The 19420-nt window shown below is 72.0% G+C and carries 18 protein-coding genes; 14 read left to right on the top strand and 4 right to left on the bottom strand.

The annotated features are described in order from the left end of the window. Positions 1 to 12 precede the first annotated feature (12 nt). Genes glmS through tsaE form a run of 4 tightly spaced genes read left to right on the top strand, consistent with a single transcriptional unit; the run spans position 13 to position 4903 of the window. Positions 13 to 1884 carry a glutamine--fructose-6-phosphate transaminase (isomerizing) gene (gene glmS, locus ACIA8L_RS38465; protein WP_395912400.1) on the top strand — a complete coding sequence of 624 codons (1872 nt, stop codon included), beginning with the start codon at positions 13 to 15 and terminating at the stop codon, positions 1882 to 1884. A gap of 24 nt (positions 1885 to 1908) precedes the next feature. Continuing rightward, on the top strand, positions 1909 to 3348 hold the full coding sequence (locus ACIA8L_RS38460) for an NAD(P)H-hydrate dehydratase (RefSeq protein WP_395912399.1): 1440 nt from the start codon (positions 1909 to 1911) through the stop codon (positions 3346 to 3348). A 20-nt stretch (positions 3349 to 3368) separates the two neighbouring features. Continuing rightward, positions 3369 to 4430: an alpha/beta fold hydrolase gene (locus tag ACIA8L_RS38455; protein WP_395912398.1), complete on the top strand. Its 1062-nt coding sequence runs from the start codon at positions 3369 to 3371 to the stop codon at positions 4428 to 4430. 5 nt (positions 4431 to 4435) lie between these two features. Further along, a complete protein-coding gene (gene tsaE / locus ACIA8L_RS38450; protein WP_395912870.1) occupies positions 4436 to 4903 on the top strand; it encodes a tRNA (adenosine(37)-N6)-threonylcarbamoyltransferase complex ATPase subunit type 1 TsaE in 468 nt (155 codons plus the stop codon). Here the strand turns inward: tsaE and ACIA8L_RS38445 are convergent. Continuing rightward, positions 4889 to 6781, bottom strand: coding sequence for an Hsp70 family protein (locus ACIA8L_RS38445; RefSeq protein WP_395912397.1), 1893 nt, complete (start codon positions 6779 to 6781; stop codon positions 4889 to 4891). The two genes, tsaE and ACIA8L_RS38445, sit on opposite strands and share 15 nt — an antisense overlap. An 83-nt stretch (positions 6782 to 6864) precedes the next feature. Here ACIA8L_RS38445 and tsaB point away from each other — a divergent pair, with 83 nt between their 5' ends. The 6 genes from tsaB (at position 6865) to ACIA8L_RS38415 (ending at position 12836) form a co-directional block, all read left to right on the top strand. Next, complete coding sequence (gene tsaB / locus ACIA8L_RS38440; protein ID WP_395912396.1) at positions 6865 to 7515, top strand: tRNA (adenosine(37)-N6)-threonylcarbamoyltransferase complex dimerization subunit type 1 TsaB; 651 nt, start codon at positions 6865 to 6867, stop codon at positions 7513 to 7515. Between the two features lie 20 nt (positions 7516 to 7535). Then, positions 7536 to 7949 carry a ribosomal protein S18-alanine N-acetyltransferase gene (gene rimI, locus ACIA8L_RS38435; RefSeq protein WP_395912868.1) on the top strand — a complete coding sequence of 138 codons (414 nt, stop codon included), beginning with the start codon at positions 7536 to 7538 and terminating at the stop codon, positions 7947 to 7949. Further along, positions 7939 to 8982, top strand: a complete 1044-nt coding sequence (tsaD, locus tag ACIA8L_RS38430) for a tRNA (adenosine(37)-N6)-threonylcarbamoyltransferase complex transferase subunit TsaD (protein ID WP_395912395.1) — start codon at positions 7939 to 7941, stop codon at positions 8980 to 8982. The genes rimI and tsaD overlap by 11 nt, the downstream gene beginning before the upstream one ends. A 25-nt stretch (positions 8983 to 9007) precedes the next feature. Continuing rightward, positions 9008 to 9265 (top strand): hypothetical protein, encoded by a 258-nt coding sequence (locus ACIA8L_RS38425; RefSeq protein ID WP_395912394.1) that lies wholly within the window; start codon positions 9008 to 9010, stop codon positions 9263 to 9265. 84 nt (positions 9266 to 9349) lie between these two features. Then, positions 9350 to 11047: an ABC transporter transmembrane domain-containing protein gene (locus ACIA8L_RS38420; RefSeq protein ID WP_395912393.1), complete on the top strand. Its 1698-nt coding sequence runs from the start codon at positions 9350 to 9352 to the stop codon at positions 11045 to 11047. Between the two features lies 1 nt (position 11048). Continuing rightward, entirely contained in the window at positions 11049 to 12836 is a 1788-nt protein-coding gene (locus tag ACIA8L_RS38415; protein WP_395912392.1) for an ABC transporter ATP-binding protein, read from the top strand. Here the strand turns inward: ACIA8L_RS38415 and ACIA8L_RS38410 are convergent. Together ACIA8L_RS38410 and ybaK are read right to left on the bottom strand one after the other, a co-directional pair. Beyond that, complete coding sequence (locus tag ACIA8L_RS38410; protein ID WP_395912391.1) at positions 12768 to 13055, bottom strand: DUF1707 domain-containing protein; 288 nt, start codon at positions 13053 to 13055, stop codon at positions 12768 to 12770. The genes ACIA8L_RS38415 and ACIA8L_RS38410 overlap by 69 nt on opposite strands. Positions 13056 to 13068: 13 nt before the next feature. Next, entirely contained in the window at positions 13069 to 13548 is a 480-nt protein-coding gene (gene ybaK / locus ACIA8L_RS38405) for a Cys-tRNA(Pro) deacylase (RefSeq protein ID WP_395912390.1), read from the bottom strand. A gap of 17 nt (positions 13549 to 13565) precedes the next feature. On the opposite strand from ybaK, the gene ACIA8L_RS38400 reads away from it, so the two are divergent. Continuing rightward, positions 13566 to 14312: a hypothetical protein gene (locus ACIA8L_RS38400; RefSeq protein ID WP_395912389.1), complete on the top strand. Its 747-nt coding sequence runs from the start codon at positions 13566 to 13568 to the stop codon at positions 14310 to 14312. Here ACIA8L_RS38400 and ACIA8L_RS38395 read toward each other — a convergent pair. Continuing rightward, complete coding sequence (locus tag ACIA8L_RS38395) at positions 14272 to 15477, bottom strand: methyltransferase domain-containing protein (RefSeq protein ID WP_395912388.1); 1206 nt, start codon at positions 15475 to 15477, stop codon at positions 14272 to 14274. The two genes, ACIA8L_RS38400 and ACIA8L_RS38395, sit on opposite strands and share 41 nt — an antisense overlap. Positions 15478 to 15659: 182 nt before the next feature. Between ACIA8L_RS38395 and groES the strand changes: the two genes are divergently transcribed. The 3 genes from groES (at position 15660) to ACIA8L_RS38380 (ending at position 19393) form a co-directional block, all read left to right on the top strand. Next, complete coding sequence (groES, locus tag ACIA8L_RS38390) at positions 15660 to 15974, top strand: co-chaperone GroES (protein WP_223099008.1); 315 nt, start codon at positions 15660 to 15662, stop codon at positions 15972 to 15974. A gap of 151 nt (positions 15975 to 16125) precedes the next feature. Continuing rightward, positions 16126 to 17772, top strand: a complete 1647-nt coding sequence (groL, locus tag ACIA8L_RS38385; protein WP_395912387.1) for a chaperonin GroEL — start codon at positions 16126 to 16128, stop codon at positions 17770 to 17772. Positions 17773 to 17884: 112 nt separating this feature from the next. Continuing rightward, the gene (locus ACIA8L_RS38380; protein WP_395912386.1) at positions 17885 to 19393 is read left to right on the top strand and encodes a molybdopterin-dependent oxidoreductase; all 1509 of its coding nucleotides are present in this window, start codon (positions 17885 to 17887) and stop codon (positions 19391 to 19393) included. Positions 19394 to 19420 lie beyond the last annotated feature (27 nt).

Raw genomic sequence — 19420 nt, 5'->3', positions numbered from 1 at the left:
TACGGTACGGGCATGTGCGGAATCGTGGGGTACGCCGGCGCCCGGCCGGCCTTGAACATCGTGCTGGACGGGCTGCGGCGGCTGGAGTACCGCGGCTACGACTCCGCCGGCGTGGCGATCGTGAACGGAGAACTCCTTACCGCCAAGCGCGCCGGCAAGCTGGCCAACCTGGAGAAGGCCCTGGCCGAGGAGGGCGCGCACGGCCTCCGGGTCGGTACGACCGGCATCGGCCACACCCGCTGGGCCACGCACGGCGGCCCGACCGACCGCAACGCGCACCCGCACCGCTCGTTCGACGGCCGGGTCGCGGTCATCCACAACGGCATCATCGAGAACTTCGCGAAGCTGCGGGCCGAGCTGGAGGCCGACGGCATCGAGTTCGCCAGCGACACCGACTCCGAATGCGCGGCCCACCTGCTGGCCCGGGTCCTGCCCGACGCGGCCGGGGCGAGCCCGGCCGAGCGGCTGGCCGAGGCCATGCGGATCGTCAGCCGCCGCCTGGAGGGCGCGTTCACGCTGCTCGCCGTCGACGTCGAGGCTCCCGGCGCGGTGGTCGGCGCCCGGCGCAACTCCCCGCTCGTCGTCGGCCGCGGTGACGGCGAGAACTACCTGGCCAGCGACGTGTCCGCGTTCATCGAGCACACCCGCGAGGCGGTCGAGCTCGGCCAGGACCAGGTCGTGCTGATCACCGGGGCCGACATCGCGATCACGGACTTCGCGGGCAACGCCGTCGAGGGCAAGCCGTTCCACATCACCTGGGACGTCTCCGCCGCCGAGAAGGGCGGCTACGAGTACTTCATGCTCAAGGAGATCGCCGAGCAGCCGCACGCGGTCGCCGAGACGCTCCTGGGCCGGCTCAACGAGACCGGCGACCTCATGCTCGACGAGGTCCGCCTCACCGACCAGGACCTGCGCGACGTCGACAAGGTGTTCATCGTCGCCTGCGGCACCGCCTACCACGCGGGCATGGTCGCCAAGTACGCCATCGAGCACTGGACCCGCATCCCCTGCGAGGTCGAACTGGCCAGTGAGTTCCGCTACCGCGACCCGGTGCTCGACCGCTCAACGCTCGTGGTGGCCATCTCCCAGTCCGGCGAGACCATGGACACCCTGATGGCCCTGCGCCACGCCAAGGAGCAGAAGGCCCGGGTCCTGGCGATCTGCAACACCAACGGCTCGACCATCCCGCGCGAGTCCGACGCCGTGCTCTACACCCACGCCGGGCCGGAGATCGCCGTCGCCTCGACCAAGGCGTTCCTGACCCAGCTGGTCGCCTGCTACCTCGTCGGGCTGCACCTGGCGCAGGTGCGCGGGGTGAAGTACGCCGACGAGGTCGCCGCGATCATCGCCCAGCTCCAGGAGATGCCGGACAAGGTCGAGCAGGTCCTGGCGATGATGGAGCCGATCCGGGATCTGGCCAAGGACCTGGCCGAGGCCAAGAGCGTGCTGTTCATCGGCCGGCACGTCAGCTACCCGGTGGCCCTGGAGGGCGCGCTGAAGCTCAAGGAGCTGGCCTACATGCACGCCGAGGGCTTCGCGGCGGGCGAGCTCAAGCACGGCCCGATCGCGCTGATCGACGAGGGCACCCCGGTCGTCTGCGTGGTGCCGTCGCCCCGCGGCCGCGGCGTCCTGCACGACAAGGTCGTCTCCAACATCCAGGAGGTCCGGGCCCGCGGCGCCCGCACGATCGTGATCGCCGAGGAGGGCGACGTGGCCGTCAAGCCCTACGCCGACCACCTCTTCTACGTCCCGATCACCCCGACGCTGCTCGCCCCGCTCGTCACGACCGTCCCGCTGCAGGTCCTGGCCTGCGAGATCGCCTCGGCCCGCGGCCACGACGTCGACCAGCCCCGAAACCTGGCCAAGTCGGTCACAGTCGAGTAAGGCTCATGTGACAGGGTTGTGCCTGTGAGAGCAGCCTGGCGGGTCGCGCAGGTACGTGCGGCCGAAGAGTCCGTGATGAAGACGCTGCCCGACGGCGCGCTCATGCAGCGCGCCGCCGCGGGGTTGGCCCGGCGTATCGCCGACACGCTCCCGAGGGTGTACGGCAGCCGGATCCTGCTGCTCGTCGGCCCTGGCAATAACGGGGCCGACGCCCTGTACGCCGGAGCTCGCCTCGCCGACCGTGGAGCCCGAGTGGACGCGCTGCTGTTCAACCCGGACAAGGTGCACCGGGCGGCGGCGGAGGCGCTGTATCGGGCCGGTGGGCGGCTCGACGACGATGCCCCGGACGCGGCGGTGGACCTGGTGGTCGACGGCATCCTCGGGATCGGGGGACAGGGCGGGCTGCGGGAGCCGATCGCGGCCCGGGTCGCCGAGCTCGCCGACGTGCTGCACCGCGCGACAGTCGTCGCCGTGGACGTGCCCTCGGGCGTCGACGCCGACACCGGTGCCGTCACCGGCATGGCGGTGCACGCCGACATCACCGTGACCTTCGGCGCCCTGAAGCCGGGGCTGCTGGTGGGGGCGGGGGCAGTACACACGGGAATGCTCGAGCTTGTTGATATCGGCCTCGAGGACCACCTCGAAGGCGATCCCGCGCTCTATGTGCCGGACGCGGCCGACGTCGCCGCCTGGTGGCCGCGGCCGCGGGCGAACGACAACAAGTACTCCCGCGGAGTCGTCGGGGTCGCGACCGGCTCCGACAAGTACCCCGGGGCGGCCGTGCTCTCCACCGCCGGAGCGCTCGCGGGGCCGGCCGGGCTCGTCCGCTACGCCGGCGGCGCCGCCCACGCCGTGCGGTACCACCACCCGCCGGTCATCGCCACCGAGAAGGTCTCCGACGCCGGCCGGGTCCAGGCCTGGGTCTGCGGCAGCGGCCTCGGCACCGACGAGCGCGCCTACGGCGAGCTGCGGGCCGTGCTCGGCGCCCCCGTGCCGGCCATCCTCGACGCCGACGCGCTCACGCTGCTCGCCGACGCGCGGCTGGCCGACTGGATGCGCGAACGCGACGCGCCGACCGTCGTCACCCCGCACGACGGGGAGTTCCAGCGGATGTTCGGCGGCGCGCCCGGCGACGACCGGGTGGCCGCGGCGACCGCCCTGGCCGCCCGGATCGACGCGACGGTCCTGCTCAAGGGCGACCGCACCATCGTCGCCACCCCCGACGGGCGGGTGTTCGTCAACCCGACCGGCACGGCCGCGCTGGCCACCGGCGGCAGCGGCGACGTGCTGGCCGGGCTGCTCGGCGCGCTGCTGGCCGGGGGGCTGCAGGCCGAGCACGCGGCGGTGGCCGCGGCCTACGTACACGGCCTGGCCGGGCGCCGGGCCGCCGAATCCGGACCGGTGACCGCTGCCGATGTGGCCGCCCACCTGCGCGAAGCGGTCAGGACCTTAACTCGCCGGTAACGACCGTTTAGCCTTGTCCTATGGGTACCGAGGTGGCGAAGACCAACCGCAAGCGCACGGCCGGGATCATCGGGGCGCTCGTCGGCCTCGCCGCGGCCGGCGTCGCCGCGGGGGTGGCCACCGAGCGGTACATCGTGCGCCGGTCCAAGAACGCCGACGACCCCTACGCCGAGGAGAACTTCGGGGTCTGGCGCGCCGACGAGGAGCTGACGGTCACCACCGAGGACGGCATCGACCTGCACGTCGAGGTCGTCGACGGCCCCGGTCCGACGCTGGTTTTCGTGCACGGGTTCTGCCTGGACATGGGCACGTTCCACTTCCAGCGCAAGTACTTCGAAGGCAAGTACCGCATGGTCATCTACGACCAGCCCGGGCACGGGAAGTCGGGGCGGCTCAAGAAGGGGGAGTACACCATCGACTCCCTCGGCGCCGGGCTCAAGGCGGTGCTGGAGGCCACCTGCCCCGACGGTCCGGTCGTGCTCATCGGGCACTCGATGGGCGGCATGACCATCATGGCGCTGGCCGAGCAGCTGCCCGAACTCTTCGAGACCCGGGTCGCCGCCTGCGTGCTCATCTCCACCTCGGCCGGCAAGCTCGACACCGTCACGTTCGGATTCCCCGAGGTCGTGGCCCGGTTCCGGCGCCCGCTGCTGCCGCTCGTCGGCCTGGCCGGCCCGATCAGCTCGGCCGTGATCGACCGGGGCCGCCGCGCCTCGGCCGACCTGGCCTGGCTGCTGACCCGGCGCTACGGCTTCGGCACCGCGCGGCCCAGCCCGGCCCTGGTGTCGTACGTCGAGACGATGAACCAGACCACGTCGACCGAGGTCATCGCCCGCTACCTGCGCACCCTCTACACGCACTCGCGGCTGCTCGTCCTGGGCCCGCTACAGTCGGTGCCGGTGCTGGTGGTCTGCGGCGACAAGGACTACCTGACGCCGCTCGCCCACACCTACGAGATAACGGCGGTGCTGCCCGAGGCCGAGCTGGTCGTCGTCGCCGACGCCGGCCACGTGGTCCTGCTGGAGCACGCCGACGAGGTGAACGACGCCATGGACACGTTCCTGACGAAGGTGCTGCAGTGACGCGAATGCTCTCCACAGTGGATGAGACCCGGGATTTCGGCCGGACCCTCGCCGGGGTACTGCGAGCGGGTGACCTGGTCGTGCTGGCCGGACCGCTCGGGGCCGGCAAGACCGCCATGGCTCAGGGGGTCGGCGCCGGGCTGGGCGTGCGCGGGGACGTCACCTCGCCGACCTTCGTCATCGCGCGGGTGCACCAGCCGGACCCGGCCCGCGGTGGCACGCTGCCGATGGTGCACGTCGACGCATACCGCCTCGGCAACGTCAGCGACCCGATCGGCGAGGTGGACGCGCTCGACCTCGATGCCACGCTCGAGGACTCGGTGACGCTCGTCGAGTGGGGCGAGGGCCTGGTCGAGCAGCTCAGCGACGAGCACCTGGAGGTCCGGCTCGAGCGCCGCGACGACGACTCCCGGGTGGTGACGCTGACCCCGCGCGGCGGGGACTGGGCAACCAGGATCTCAGGCCGGCTGTAGTACCTCCCAGACGTCGACCCAGGTGCCCTCGTCGTCGGTGCCGCGGGCCAGCAGGTGCCGGCCCTCGTGGCAGAAGGCGGTGCTGACCCGGTGCGCGGGGGCGAGTTCGGCCCGGAACACCTCGGCCTCCGTCTCCAGGTCGCGGACCGAGAGCGTGCCGTCCGCGGCCGCGGCCCGCAGCCGCCCGTCCGGGCTGCGCATCTCCGCGGCGAACGCATCGGCCCGGCTGGTCTCCGCGTAGCCGGTGAACCGCTTCGGCAGGTCCTCGCCGACGATCCGGTCCAGCCGCGCCCCGGTGGCGAGGTCCCAGACCGTCGCCACATCGCGGCGGTAGCGCCCGACGTGCGCCGCCCCCTCACCGGTCGCCACCAGGCGCCATTCGGCCTCGTTGAGCAGTACCGCATCCGGCTTGTGCACGTCCGAGAAGCTCGCCGTGACCCTTCCCGAACGCACGTCCCACACCGCGAAGTGCCCGTCCGTGTCCCACGTCACGAGCGCGAGCTGCTGCCCCGGCCCGAGCGCGACCTGCGCCTGCCGCTTCTGTCTCGCCGCGCTGCGCCCCGGCCGCAGCTCGGTGACCAGCGCACCGGTCGCGATCGTGCGGAGCTTGACGTACTCCCCGTCACCCGAGCACTCCACGAGCGTGCGCCGGTCCGGCGTGAGCAGCCAGTCGCCGGCGACCCGCAGGTGGTGGCGCTTGGCGAGCTGAAACCGCTCGGCTCCGGCCGGCTCCAGGCGGGCGTGCGCGGCCACGGCCCCGGAGACGATCGTCTCGCCGATCGCGACCCGCTGCTCGAGCAGGGTGCCCTCGCTCCGGCCGGAGGAGAGGTCATACACGCTGTCGTCGGCCGTGCGCACCTGAGCCAGCGGGGCGTCGCGGCCGTACGCCTCGCCTTCTCGAACCAGCCAGCGCACCAGCTGCCCGCGCCCGCCCGGGACGGTCCACACCAGCGGCTCCACCCGCCAGGCCGGCGGATCGGCCGGCACCGCGCGGGTGGGGCGGGCCCGGGCCCAGGCCGCGGCCCCGCGCAGCACCGCCAGCTCCGGGTCGGCCGGCCGGGTGACCGGTCGCCCGAGCCCGTTGTGCAGCGCCGGGCCGATCCCCGGCAGCCGGGCGGCGCCCCCGACGAGCAGGACGGCCACCACGTCACTCGGCCCGAGCCCGGCCCGGGCCACGACCGCCCGGGCACTCGCCACCAGCCAGCGAGCCCCGGGCTCGGTGAGCTGGTCGAGGTGGCGGCGGTCCAGCCGGTATGCCGGCACCCCGGTCTCCACCTCCTCCTCGGCCTCCATGACGTCGGCCAGGCGGTGCTTGACCCGCCGGACGACATCGAGGGCGTGGAGGTTGGCCCGCAGGCTCACGTCACCGCCGGCGGCGAACGCGGGCTCGACCCACTGGGCCAGCCGGGCCCGCAGGTCGGCGACGAGCATGACGTCGAGGTCGCGGCCGCTGCCGGAGCTCTCCTGGCTCAGCAGCACCGGCCGGCCGTGCTGCACCTGCGCGACGGTCGCGGTCCACGTCTGCCCGAGGTCGCACACGAGCACGAACCCGCCCTCCGGCACCTCCAGGAGGGTCTGCGGGTCGAGCACGGCGGCGCCGGCGTCCGGGACCAGTTCGACGTCGGGGAAGCCGGCCAGCGCGGCCGCTTCGAGCGCGGCGGCCCGGGCCGCCACCGGCGCGCTCAACACCAGCCGCGCGACGGACCCGGCCTCCTTCGCGATCGCGCTCAGGGCGGCCCCGAGCCGCTCGGGAGCGGCCGCGGGCCAGCGCGTGGCGCCGCTCACCGGCTCGCGCACGGGATCGGTCCGGTCGGGTCGGACGACGGCGGCGGACAGGGCCCAGGACCCCACGTCCACGACCAGGATCGGTTCGGTCACGGCGGCTCTCCCCCGGCGTCGATAGGCGCCGATGCTAGGGCCTCCTCGTTGCGGCCCTGTTAACTGGTTTTAGAGTTGGGTCCGTGCTGGTGATGGTGGTGGACACGGCGACGGCGGCGGTGACCGCGGCGTTGGCCAAGATCGATGACGAGGTCACGCTGCTCGCCGAGCGGGTCACGGTCGACGCGCGCGGCGCCGGTGAGCTGCTGGCCCCCCAGATCGCCGCGGTCCTGGCCGAAGGCGGAGCGGCCCCCGGCGACCTGGCCGCCGTGGTCGCGGGCGTCGGCCCCGGGCCGTTCACCGGCCTGCGCGCCGGGATGGTCACCGCGGCCGCGCTCGGGCACGCCCTGGCCGTCCCGGTCTACGGGGTGTGCACGCTGGACGCGATCGGCCTGCGGTTGCCGGGGCGGGCGCTGGTCGCCACCGACGCGCGCCGCAAGGAGATCTACTGGGCCGTCTACGTCGACGGCCGGCGTGTTGCCGGCCCCGAAGTGGCGAAGCCCGCGCACGTGGCCCTGGACGGGATTGTGGTGGCGGCGGGCGACGGCGCCGAGAAATACGCCGATGTGCTGAACCTTCCCGTCGACGGCCCGCGCTACCCTCCCGCCCTGGCCCTCGCCGAGCTCGCGGCCGACCGGGTCCGGAGCAAGGCGCCGGGGGAGACCCTGACCCCGCTCTACCTGCGCCGCCCCGACGCCGTACTGCCAGGCGAACGGAAGCCGGCCCTGCAGTGAGCGCGGTGGCATTGGCCGAGATGCGCTGGTTCCACATCGAGGAACTGCTGCCGATCGAGGACGAGCTGTTCGGCGAGGAACAGTGGTCGGCCGGCATGTTCTGGAACGAGCTCGCCCTCGGCCACCACTATCTGGTCGCGGTGGCCGGCGACGCGGTCCTCGGCTACGCCGGGCTGGCCCTCACCGCGCCCGACGAGGCCTGGGTCCAGAACATCGGCGTGCGCAAGGACGCCCAGCGCCGCGGCATCGGCCGGCAACTGCTGGAGGCCCTGCTCGCCGCGGCCGGCCCGCGAAAGGTCCTGCTCGAGGTCGCGGTCGACAACGGCCCGGCACAGAAGCTCTACGCGGAGTACCGGTTCGAGGCCGTCGGCATCCGCCGCGGCTACTACCAGCCCAGCAACACGGATGCCCTGGTGATGATGCGTGAAAACTGAGCCACTGGTCCTTGGGATCGAGACGTCGTGCGACGAGACCGGCGTCGGGATCGTCCGCGGGCACACCCTGCTCGCCGACGAGATCGCGTCGAGCGTCGACGAGCACGCCCGCTACGGCGGCGTCGTGCCGGAGGTGGCCAGCCGCGCACACTTCGAGGCCATGGTCCCGACCATGCAGCGCGCCCTCGACAAGGCCGGCGTGACCCTGTCCGACGTGGACGCGATCGCGGTCACGGCCGGCCCCGGCCTGGCCGGCGCCCTGCTGGTCGGCGTGGCCGCGGCCAAGGCCTACGCACTCGCCGCCGGCAAACCGATCTACGGCGTCAACCACCTGGCCGCCCACGTCGCCGTGGACACCCTCGAGCACGGCGCCCTGCCCGAGCCGGCGATCGCCCTGCTGGTCTCCGGCGGCCACTCCTCACTCCTGCGCGTCGACGACCTGGCCGCCGGCGTCACCCCGCTCGGCGCCACGATCGACGACGCCGCCGGCGAAGCCTTCGACAAGGTCGCCCGCCTGCTCGGCCTGCCGTTCCCCGGCGGCCCTCCGATCGACAAGGCGGCCCGCGAAGGCCAGATCGCGATCCCGTTCCCGCGCGGCCTCACCGGCCCCCGCGACCAGGCCGAGCACCGCTTCGACTTCTCCTTCTCCGGCCTGAAGACCGCCGTCGCCCGCTGGGTCGAGGCCCGTGAACGCGGCGGCGAGCCGGTCCCCGTCAACGACGTGGCCGCCAGCTTCCAGGAGGCGGTCTGCGACGTCCTGACCGCCAAGGCCATCGACGCGTGCGTCACGAACGGCATCGATACCTTGGTCATCGGCGGCGGTGTGGCGGCCAACTCCCGAATCCGTTCCATGGCCCAGGAACGCGCCGAAAAACACGGCATCACGGTCCGCGTCCCCCGCCCGAAGCTCTGCACCGACAACGGCGCGATGGTGGCCGCGCTGGGCTCACACCTGGTCGCCGCCGGCGCCGCACCGGGCCGGCTGGGCCTACCGTCGGACTCGGCGATGCCGATCACGCTGGTGACGGCGTGACATGGGGGTAGTAGAGTCCACCGCCGTGATCGTGCGCATGTGGGAGGTACGAGCGCACCCGGAGGCGTTCGGGGAGCTGTTGTCCTGGGTCTGCGAGGCCATGCTGCCCCGGGTCGAGGTGAGCCCCCTGCACCTGAGCAGCGAGGTCTACTCCTCGACCGACCAACGCCTGGTCGTCATCTCCAAGTGGCGCGGCAGCACCCCGGAGCCCTTCACCGACCCGCCGTCGCACCTGGTCTCCCGCAAACCGCAGTTCTGGGACTTCACCGAGGTCGACCGCTAGTTCAGCCTTCCTGGGGTTCGGACCACAGGAGGGCTCCGAAAATGTAAGGCGCTCCGGCGGGGTGTGCGGTTACCGTCGGGGGCTGTGCGGAGACTGCCTCAAGCTGAGCCCGGGGAGCCCGACAGCCGGTCGGCCTTTCGCTATCTGCTGTGGATCGTTCGGGGGCAGCTGCCGCTGATCGCCGGGGGCGTGACGTTCGGCGTGCTGTGGATGGTCAGCCAGGCGTTGGTGCCGGCGGCTATCGGGGTTGGGGTGGATGCCCTCGCGGCGCATGATCGGACGCGGTTGCTCTGGGCGGGTGCGGGGGTGCTCGGGCTCGGGGCGGCAACCGCGGTCACCGGGATCATGCGGCATCGGTTCGCGGTTTCGAACTTTCTCAGCGCCGGGTTTCGGACCGTGCAGGTCACGGCCCGGCAGGCGACCCGGCTCGGGGCGGCGCTGGAGAAGCGGGTGGCCACCGGGGAAGTCGTCAGTATCGGGACCACCGACTTCGATCACATCGGGTACTCCATCGACGTCACCGCGCGGGCCAGTGGGGCGGTCGTCGCGATCGTCGTCGTGACCGCGTTGCTGTTGCGGGTGTCGGTGCCGCTCGGGCTGGTCGTCGTGCTCGGTGTGCCCGTGCTGGTGATCGTGGTCGGGGGGCTGCTGCGGCCGCTCCACCAGCGGCGGCGGCACCAGCGGGAGCTGGCCGGGGAGCTCACCTCGCGGGCCGCGGACATCGTGGCCGGGCTGCGGGTGCTGCGCGGGGTCGGCGGGGAGAGTGAGTTCTCGCGGCGATACCACGTCGAGTCGCAGCGGGTCCGGTTCGCGGGCGTGCGGGTGGCGCGGGTCGAGGCCACGCTGGAGGCGGCGCAGATCCTGCTGCCCGGGTGCTTCATCGCGCTCGTCACGTGGCTCGGGGCGCGGTTCGCGGTCAGCGGGCGGATCTCGCCGGGGGAGCTGGTGGCGTTCTACGCCTACGCGGCGTTCCTCATCGGGCCGCTGCGGACCCTCACCGAGTTCGCGCAGAAGCTCACGCGGGGGCTGGTCGCCGCCGGGCGGGTGGTTGCCGTCCTGCAGGTTCGGCCGGACTTCGAGCCCAAAAACATCCAAGAAAAATCCAAGGTCCGGCCCGCAGAATCAGCGCATGGCGGCGATCTGGACGACCCCGACTCCGGGCTCCTGGTGGAGCGGCACCGGCTCACGGCCGTGGCCGCGGTGCGACCGGAGGACGCGGCGGCCATCGCGGAGCGCCTCGCCCTGCTCGATCCCCGGTCGAATGTGCGCCTCGGGGGAGTACCACTGCAGCAGCTGGCACTTGAAGAGGTGCGGCGGGAAATCCTCCTCGCGGATAATGACGCGACGCTGTTCCGCGGGGTGTTGCGGGACGAGGTCGGGGACGGTGACACGCTCGCCGACGCGGCCGCCGTGGACATCGTCGAGGCCCTGCCGGACGGGCTCGACACCGAGATCGCCGAGCGGGGGCGGGACTTCTCGGGTGGGCAGCAGCAGCGACTGCGGCTGGCCCGCGCCCTCGCGCTCGACCCGCCCGTGCTCGTCCTCGTCGAGCCGACCAGTGCCGTCGACGCGCACACCGAGGCCCGGATCGCCGAGCGGCTGCCGCAGCGGCGCAAGGGGCGCACCACCGTCGTCTGCACGACCAGTCCGCTGCTGCTCGACCGGGCCGACACCGTCGCGTTCGTGGACGCCGACGGGAAGGTGGCCGCGACCGGGCCGCACCGAGAGCTGCTGGACCGCTGCCCGGCCTACGCCGCGACCGTGACCCGCGGGGAGGACTGAGATGCTGCCGATCGCTTCCCGGGCGCAGGTGCGGGCCTATCTGCGGGCGCTGTTCACCGACTATCCCTGGCGGCTGGCCGGCGTGCTGGCGCTGCACCTCACCGGTGCGGCCGCCGGGCTGGCCGCGCCGCCGTTGCTGGGGCTGCTGGTCGAGCGGGTGGCGACCGGGACCACGACCGTGACCGTCGACCGGATCGCGCTGGCCATCGCCGGGTTCGTGGTCGCGCAGGCGGTGCTGGTGCGCTGGGCGAAGGTGGTGGCGGCGCAGCTGGCCGAGCGGGTGCTGGCCCGGCTGCGCGAGGAGTTCGTCGACGGGGTGCTCGCCATCCCGTTGTCGACGGTCGAGCGGGCCGGGACCGGTGACCTGCTCAGCCGGGCCTCCAGGGACGTGGCGCAGACGTCGGACTCGGTGCAGATCGCGCTGCCGATGATCGTCGTCAGCGGGCTGCAGATGCTGCTGACGCTCGTCGCCGTGGGCCTCGTCGGGCCGATTCTGCTGCTGCCGGCGCTGGTCGGGGTGCCGGTCATCTACTGCAGTTCGCGGTGGTACTTCCGCCGCGCCAACGACGGCTACCTGCGCGAGACTGCGGCGCTGGCCCGCATGGCCGACGGGCTCGCGGAGACCGTCGAGGGCGCGCGGACCGTGGAGACGCTGGGCTGGCAGCAGCGGCGGGTCCAACGGACGCAGGAGCAGCTGGCGGGCACCTACAAGGCCGCGATGTACACGCTGAAGCTGCGGACCGTCTGGTTCCCGCTGTCGGAGTTCGGCTACGCGATCCCGGCCGCGGTGACGCTGCTGGCCGGCGGCTGGTTCGTCATGGAGGGGTGGGCGTCGGTCGGGCAGGTGACGGCCGCGGTCCTCTACTTCGTGTCGATCATCGACCCGCTCGACCGGATCCTCAGCTACATCGACATGCTGCAGCTGGGGCGGGCGTCGTTCGCCCGGATCATCGGGGTGCGCTCGGCGGCCGCGGCGCCGGTGCCCGCGGACGGGCCGAAACCGGTCGACGAGGTGCTGGTGGCCAAGGACGTGCGCTACTCCTATGTGGACGGACGCGATGTCCTGCACGGCATCGACCTGGCCGTGCGGCCCGGGGAGCGGCTGGCCATGGTCGGGCCCTCGGGGGCCGGGAAGTCCACGCTCGGGCGGCTGCTGGCCGGGATTCACGCGCCGCGGGCGGGGTCGATCGAGCTGGGGACGGTACCGCTGAATGCACTGCCTTTGGACGAACTGCGGGGCCACGTCGCGCTCGTCACGCAGGAGCACCACGTGTTCATCGGCAGCCTCCGCGACAACCTCACCCTGGCCAAGCCGGGCGCGACCGACACCGAGCTGCGTGCGGCCCTGGCGACGGTGGACGCGCTGGACTGGGCCCTCGCGCTGCCGGACGGGCTGGACACCGCGTCGCTGTCGCTGTCACCGGCGCAGGCCCAGCAGCTGGCCCTGGCCCGGCTCGTCCTGGCCGACCCGCACACGCTGGTCCTCGACGAGGCGACGTCGCTCATCGACCCGCGGGCGGCCCGGCACCTGGAGCGGTCGCTGGCCGGGGCCCTGGAAGGGCGCACGGTGATCGCGATCGCGCACCGGCTCTTCTCCGCGCACGACGCCGACCGGGTGGCCGTCGTCGAGGACGGCCGGATCAGCGAGCTGGGCCCTCATGACGAGCTGGTCGCGGCCGGCGGGGCCTACGCCGCGCTGTGGCGGTCGTGGCACGGCAAGTCACTTGAGCAGGGCGTAGATGATCCCGATGATGACCACGGCGGCGATCGCCAGGCCGAACGTGAGTAGCAGCTGGCGGTCGTGGGTGGCCGGCGGGGCCGGTGGCGTCGGTGTCTTCGGGGACAGCGCCGGCAGGTCCACCACAGCCGCGCGCAGGTCGTCGAAGGTCTTGGCCGCATACACGGTCCCGACCCGGTCGGAGAACTCCTCCAGGGTGAGCCGGCCCGCCTCGGTGTGCCGCTGGAGCACCCCGATCACGCGCTGCCGGTCCTCGTCCGATGCCCGCACAGCCGACATGGTTTCAGTGCGACGCGATCGGCGCCAGGGTCGCGCCGGTGACCTGCAGGAGGTCGGCCGGGGCGAGCTCGATCTGCAGGCCGCGGCGGCCGCCGGAGACATACATCGTGGCCAGCTCCTCCGCGGAGGCGTCGATCACGATCGGCAGCCGCGAGCGCTGCCCGACCGGGGAGATCCCGCCGGTCACGTAGCCGGTGGCGCGCTCCGCCGCGGCCGGCTCGGCCATCGCGGCCCGCTTCCCGCCGACTGCGGCCGCCAGGGCCTTGAGGTCCAGCGACGCCGAGACCGGGACCACGCCGACGGTCAGCTGCCCGTCGACGGTCGTCACCAGGGTCTTGAACAGCCGGGTCGGCTCCACGCCCAGGGCCGCGGCGGCCGCCTCGCCGTAGGACGCGGCGCGCGGGTCGACCTCGTAGGTGTGCGGGGTGAACGCGATCTTGGCGCGCGTCAGCATCGCGGTCGCCGGAGTGCCCTTGCTCGCCACTGGCCCACAATAGCGAGATGCAGATCGGCTCGGTCCAGTTGTACCTCGGCCACGGCCACCTGTTCCTGGGCGCGACGAGCAGCGTGGACCTGTCGGTGTTCGACGGCGACGGGGCGGTCACCGCGACCGAGCACCACGTGCGCATCGCCGCCCGCCCGCAGGTGGGCCCGGTCCGAGTGCGGCTGTGGCAGGGCGCCGGGCCGCGGGTCGGCAAGCTGGTCTTCGACGGGCTGCTGAAACTGCCCGACGCCAAGTTCTGCGTCGAGGAGGGCACCGGCCAGTCCCGGTTCGTCACCAAGGTCACCAGCCACTGCCCGCGGGTCCTGGTCGCGGTCGACGACCCCGGCCACGCGTCCCGGATCGAGGTCGTGCTCGAGCCCGAGTTCGTGCCCCGCAGCGCCCAGGTCTGGACCGCGGGCGAGCCGCCGTTCCCGAAACTGACCGTGGCCCCGACCACACCCCGGCACCGGGCCGACGCGTTCGCCGACGCCCTCACCGGGCACGACTTCGCCCACCGGCGGCTGGCGGCGGCGCTGCTGGTCGTGGCCGAGGAGCGGCGGCAGCGCAACTCCGAGCAGAGCGTCGCCTTCTACATCAACGACATCGTGGAGTGGCTGCGCTGGCTGAACGACCGGCTCACGTACGAGATGTGCCGGGACACCGGGCGGCACCTGCTGGGGCAGCTCGGGTCACGCCCGCCCGAGCTGCTCGCCGCGGACACGCTCAGCGATCTGCAGCGCCGGCTGGGGCATCCACTGGTTTGAGCAGCAGGGCGGCCGGCTCGTCGGCAATTCTGGTGAGCGCCAGGAAGGCGCTCTCCCGGCCTTGCAGCCTGAGCTGTTTCCGCAAGTCGTCGACGTCGTGCGCGGAGCCGCGTTTGAGGATCTGCAGGGCGCCGATGTCGCGCTCCTTGAGGGCGGCGCGCAGCTTCTTGAGCGCGATTGGGAGCCGGTCCACGATGGCATAGCGTTTCGCGAAATTTGTGGATATGTCAGTTTTTGTGGTGATGTAGGCGATCGACTGGTCCAGCAGCGTGCCGTCCAGCTCCTCGGCCAGCTCCGCCACCAGGTGGGAGCGGACCACGGCGCCGTCCGGGTCGTAGAGGAAGTCGCCGACGGGGCCGACCGGAGCCTGCCGGGTGCCGCCGCCGGTGAGTTGGTAAACCTTGTCACCCTTGATGACCGTCGCCCGCCGCGGCACCTCGGCCAGGGGCCCGCACCACGCGGCCGCCTCCACCACGTCGCCGTCGACGGACACCCACTCGCCCTCCGCGCCCTTCGGCAGCAGCGCGTGGTCGATGCCGGGTGCGAGCTTCAGCACAGTGATGGGGACCCGGGTGGGCAGGGCGGTCACGAAGTCCCACGGCGGCGAACAGGCCCGCGGATCGAACACCCGGCGGCCGCCCGCCGTCCTGCGGGCCGGGTCGCAGAACACCGCCTCGATGGCGACCAGGGGCGTCGTGGTGGCGTCGCGGGCCTCAATCAGTACAACATCCGCGATTTGCAGGTTCTGGGCGTTTGCTTCGGCCACCGCGGCGGTCACCGGGTCGGCGTCCACGGCCAGGACCCGCATGCCGGCCCGGGCGAACGCGATCGTGTCGGCGCCGATCCCGCACCCGAGGTCGGCCACCCGCGTGGCACCGGCCGCGGCGAGTCGAGCGGCTCGGCGCCGGGCCACCGTCGACCGGGTCGCCTGTTCCAGGCCGGCCCTGGTGAAGAGCATTTTGGCGGCATCGGTACCGAACTTCGCCGCACCCCGCCGCCGGAACTCGGTCTGCGTGAGCGCCGCGGCGGCTAGGGTCGGTGTGAAGCCCTGCGCGCGCAGCTTCTCGGCCGCGACGAGCGGATTACTGTCGGGCAGCGCGGCCGCGGCGGCCAGTGCGGCCTGCCCGTCTGCGCTGATCAGAGCCTGAACGTCCTCTAAGCGCACGGTTTTCCTCGGGTGATTTCGTGGCGTGTCTGGCACTCTAGTTGACGGAGTGCTAGCCACCGGCATAACCTCCGAGTTAGCACTCTCATGCCGAGGGTGCCAGACATACCCGGCCGGGGCCGGCACCCGCGACGACGGCTTCACCGGGCACTCGATTAGCAAGCTCGATACCCCAGGAGGGTATGCCCGTGACTACCGCGACGCAGGTTGCGATCAAGCCGCTCGAGGACCGCATCCTGGTCCAGGCCAACGAGGCTGAGACGACCACCGCCTCGGGCATCGTCATTCCGGACACCGCGAAGGAGAAGCCCCAGGAGGGCACCGTCATCGCGGTCGGCCCGGGTCGCATTGACGACAAGGGCAACCGGGTGCCGATTGACGTGAAGGTCGGCGACACCGTGATCTACTCGAAGTACGGCGGCACCGAGGTCAAGTACGCCGGCTCGGAGTACCTGGTGCTCTCGGCCCGCGACGTGCTCGCCGTCATCGAGAAGTAAGAACGTTCTAGAAGCAGTGGCCACCGCCCCGGACTCGTGCACAGGCGCGAGCCGCCGCCGGCCGACCTAGGCCTCGACCTACGAGGCCTGTGTCGCCTGTCGGCTCCGGGGCGGTGTCGCTTTCTTCGTCTTTGAAGGGAATCCGTTAAGCATGGCGAAGATCCTGAGCTTCTCCGACGAGGCGCGCCACCTTCTGGAGCACGGCGTCAACCACCTGGCCGACACGGTCAAGGTCACGCTCGGGCCCCGGGGACGCAACGTCGTCCTCGACAAGAAGTTCGGCGCCCCGACCATCACCAACGACGGCGTGACGATCGCCAAGGAGATCGAGCTCGCCAACCCGTACGAGAACCTTGGCGCCCAGCTGGTCAAGGAAGTCGCCACCAAGACCAACGACGTGGCCGGCGACGGCACCACGACCGCCACCGTGCTGGCTCAGGCGCTGGTCCGCGAGGGCCTGCGCAACGTGACCGCCGGCACCAACCCGGCCGGCATCAAGCGCGGCATCGACCAGGCCACGGCCGCCGTCGTGAAGGCGCTCAAGGACAAGTCGACCCCGGTCAACAGCCACACCGAGATCGCCCAGGTCGCCACCATCTCGGCCCAGGACGCCACCATCGGCGACCTGATCGCCTCGGCCATGGAGCGCGTCGGCCGCGACGGCGTCATCACGGTCGAAGAGGGCTCGATGCTCACCACCGAGCTCGAGGTCACCGAGGGCATGCAGTTCGACAAGGGCTTCATCTCCCCGCACTTCGTCACCGACGGCGAGGCGCAGGAGGCGGTCCTGGAGGACGCCTACGTCCTGCTCACCACCCAGAAGATCTCCGCCATCGAGGAGCTCCTGCCCCTCCTGGAGAAGATCGTCCAGAACAGCAAGCCGCTGCTGATCATCGCCGAGGACGTCGAGGGCCAGGCCCTGTCGACCCTCGTGGTGAACGCCATCCGCAAGACCTTCCGGGTCGTCGCGGTCAAGGCCCCCGGCTTCGGCGACCGCCGCAAGGCCATGCTGCAGGACATCTCGATCCTGACCGGCTCCGAGCTGATCGCTCCCGAGCTCGGCTACAAGCTCGAGAGCGCCACCCTGGAGCAGCTCGGCACCGCCCGCCGCGTCGTGGTCACCAAGGACCTGACCACGATCGTGGACGGCGGCGGCGACCAGTCGGAGGTGACCGCGCGCGTCGAGCAGCTCCGCAAGGAGGTCGAGGCGTCGGACTCGGACTGGGACAAGGAGAAGCTCAACGAGCGCGTCGCGAAGCTCTCCGGCGGTGTCGCGGTCATCAAGGCCGGCGCCGCGACCGAGGTCGAGATGAAGGAGCGCAAGCACCGCATCGAGGACGCCATCTCGGCGACCAAGGCCGCGGTCCAGGAGGGCATCGTCCCCGGCGGCGGCGCCGCTCTCGCGCAGGTGGCCTCCGTCCTGGACGGCGACCTGGGCCTGACCGGCGACGAGAAGGTCGGCGTGGCGATCGTGCGCAAGGCCCTGGTCGAGCCGCTGCGGTGGATCGCCCAGAACGCGGGCTTCGACGGCTACGTCGTGGTCGGCAAGGTCCAGGCGCTCGACTTCGGCCACGGCCTCGACGCCGCCACGGGTGAGTACGTCGACCTGGTCAAGTCCGGCATCGTCGACCCGGTGAAGGTGACCCACAGCGCGGTCTCCAACGCCTCGTCGATCGCGGCCCTCCTGCTCACCACGGAGAGCCTGATCGTCGAGAAGCCGGCCGCCGCCGAGCCGGCCGCGGGCGGTGGCCACGGCCACTCGCACGGTCACGGCCACTCGCACGGCCCCGGCTTCTGACCGGAGCGGATGCACAAGGGGCCCCGGGCGATCTTCGCTCGGGGCCCTCGCAATTCTTAGCGTCCCATTACATGGCTTGGTGCGGCCGGGACGATCGCCGCATGCTTGGGGCGTGCACACTCGCAGGTTCGCCGCGCTGGCCGGGGTCGCGGCCGCCGCCGTTGCCGTCGGCGTCGCTGAAGTCGTCGCGATTCTCACCGGAGCCACCACGTCGCCGCTGGTGAGCGTGGGTGGGGTGGTCATCGACGCGGTGCCGGCGAAGGTCAAGGACTTCGCGGTCGAGGTCTTCTACACCTACGACAAGCTCGCGCTGTCCATCGGCACGCTCGTGATCCTGGCCGCGTTCGCCGCCGGGGTGGGGGTGCTGGCGCGGACGCGGATCTTGTGGGGGTACCTCGGAATCGGCGTTTTCGGTCTTATCGGGATCGTCGCCGCCCTCAGCCGGCACAACGCGCCCTGGTACGCCTTCATCCCCACACTCCTCGGGGCGGCCGCGGGCGCCGGCGTGCTGCGCTGGCTGTTCACCCAGGAGGCGAGCGCGAACGCCACCGAGGACGAGCGGCGGGGGTTCCTGCGGGCGGCCGGTTACACGCTGCTCGGGGCCGTCGTCGTCGGGTTTGGCAGCCGGTGGTTCTCGACGCGGCGCGGGGTCGAGGCCGACCGGGCCAACGTCCAGCTGCCCAGCGTGCCGCCCAACACCGTGGCGCCGCTGCCGCCGGACGCCGACGCGAGCCTGCCCGACATGGCGCCGTTCGTCACGCCGAACAAGGACTTCTACCAGATCGACACGGCGCTGGTGGTACCGCAGCTGACCACCGAGGACTGGCGGCTGCGGATTCACGGCCGGGTCGAGAAGGAACTCACCATCACGTGGGACGAGCTGCTGAAACGGCCCATGATCGAGCGGTACGTCACGCTCGCCTGCGTCTCCAACGAGGTCGGCGGCAACCTCATCAGCAACGCCAAGTGGCAGGGCGTGCGGATCGCCGACCTGCTGGCCGAGGCCCGGCCCCAAGCCGGCGCCGACCAGGTCGTCAGCCGGTCGATCGACGGGTTCACCGCGGGCACTCCCACGACCGCCCTGCTCGACGGGCGCGACGCCATCCTCGCCATCGCCATGAACGGGGAGCCGCTGCCGGTCGAGCACGGTTTTCCCGTTCGGATGGTGGTGCCCGGGCTGTACGGGTACGTCTCCGCCACGAAATGGCTCGTGGAGCTGGAGCTGTCGTCGTTCGCCGATTTCGACGCCTATTGGATCAAACGCGGATGGTCCGCCCAGGGGCCGATCAAGACCGAGTCAAGAATCGACACGCCGCGGGACGGGGGCAGTCCGCACGCCGGCGAGATCATGATTGGCGGCGTCGCCTGGGCGCAGCACCGCGGCATTTCCAAGGTCGAAATCCGGGTTGACGACGGTGCCTGGCAATCGGCGACGCTGCTGCCCGTGCCGTCGATCGACACCTGGCGGCAATGGACGCTCAAGTGGCAGGCCACCCCGGGCAAGCACCGCATCACCGTGCGGGCCACCGACAACGGCGGCGACACCCAGACAGACGCCGTGGCGCCGCCGGATCCCGACGGCGCCACGGGGTGGCACTCCATTGAGGTTGAAGTGAAGTAGCTCTTTAGCGGGCGGCCGTGCGTGAGC

Origin of the sequence: Dactylosporangium sp. NPDC051541 (assembly GCF_044454505.1) — a bacterium.
Taxonomy (GTDB): Bacteria; Actinomycetota; Actinomycetes; order Mycobacteriales; family Micromonosporaceae; genus Dactylosporangium.
This window is presented reverse-complemented; position numbering and strand designations above follow the sequence as displayed.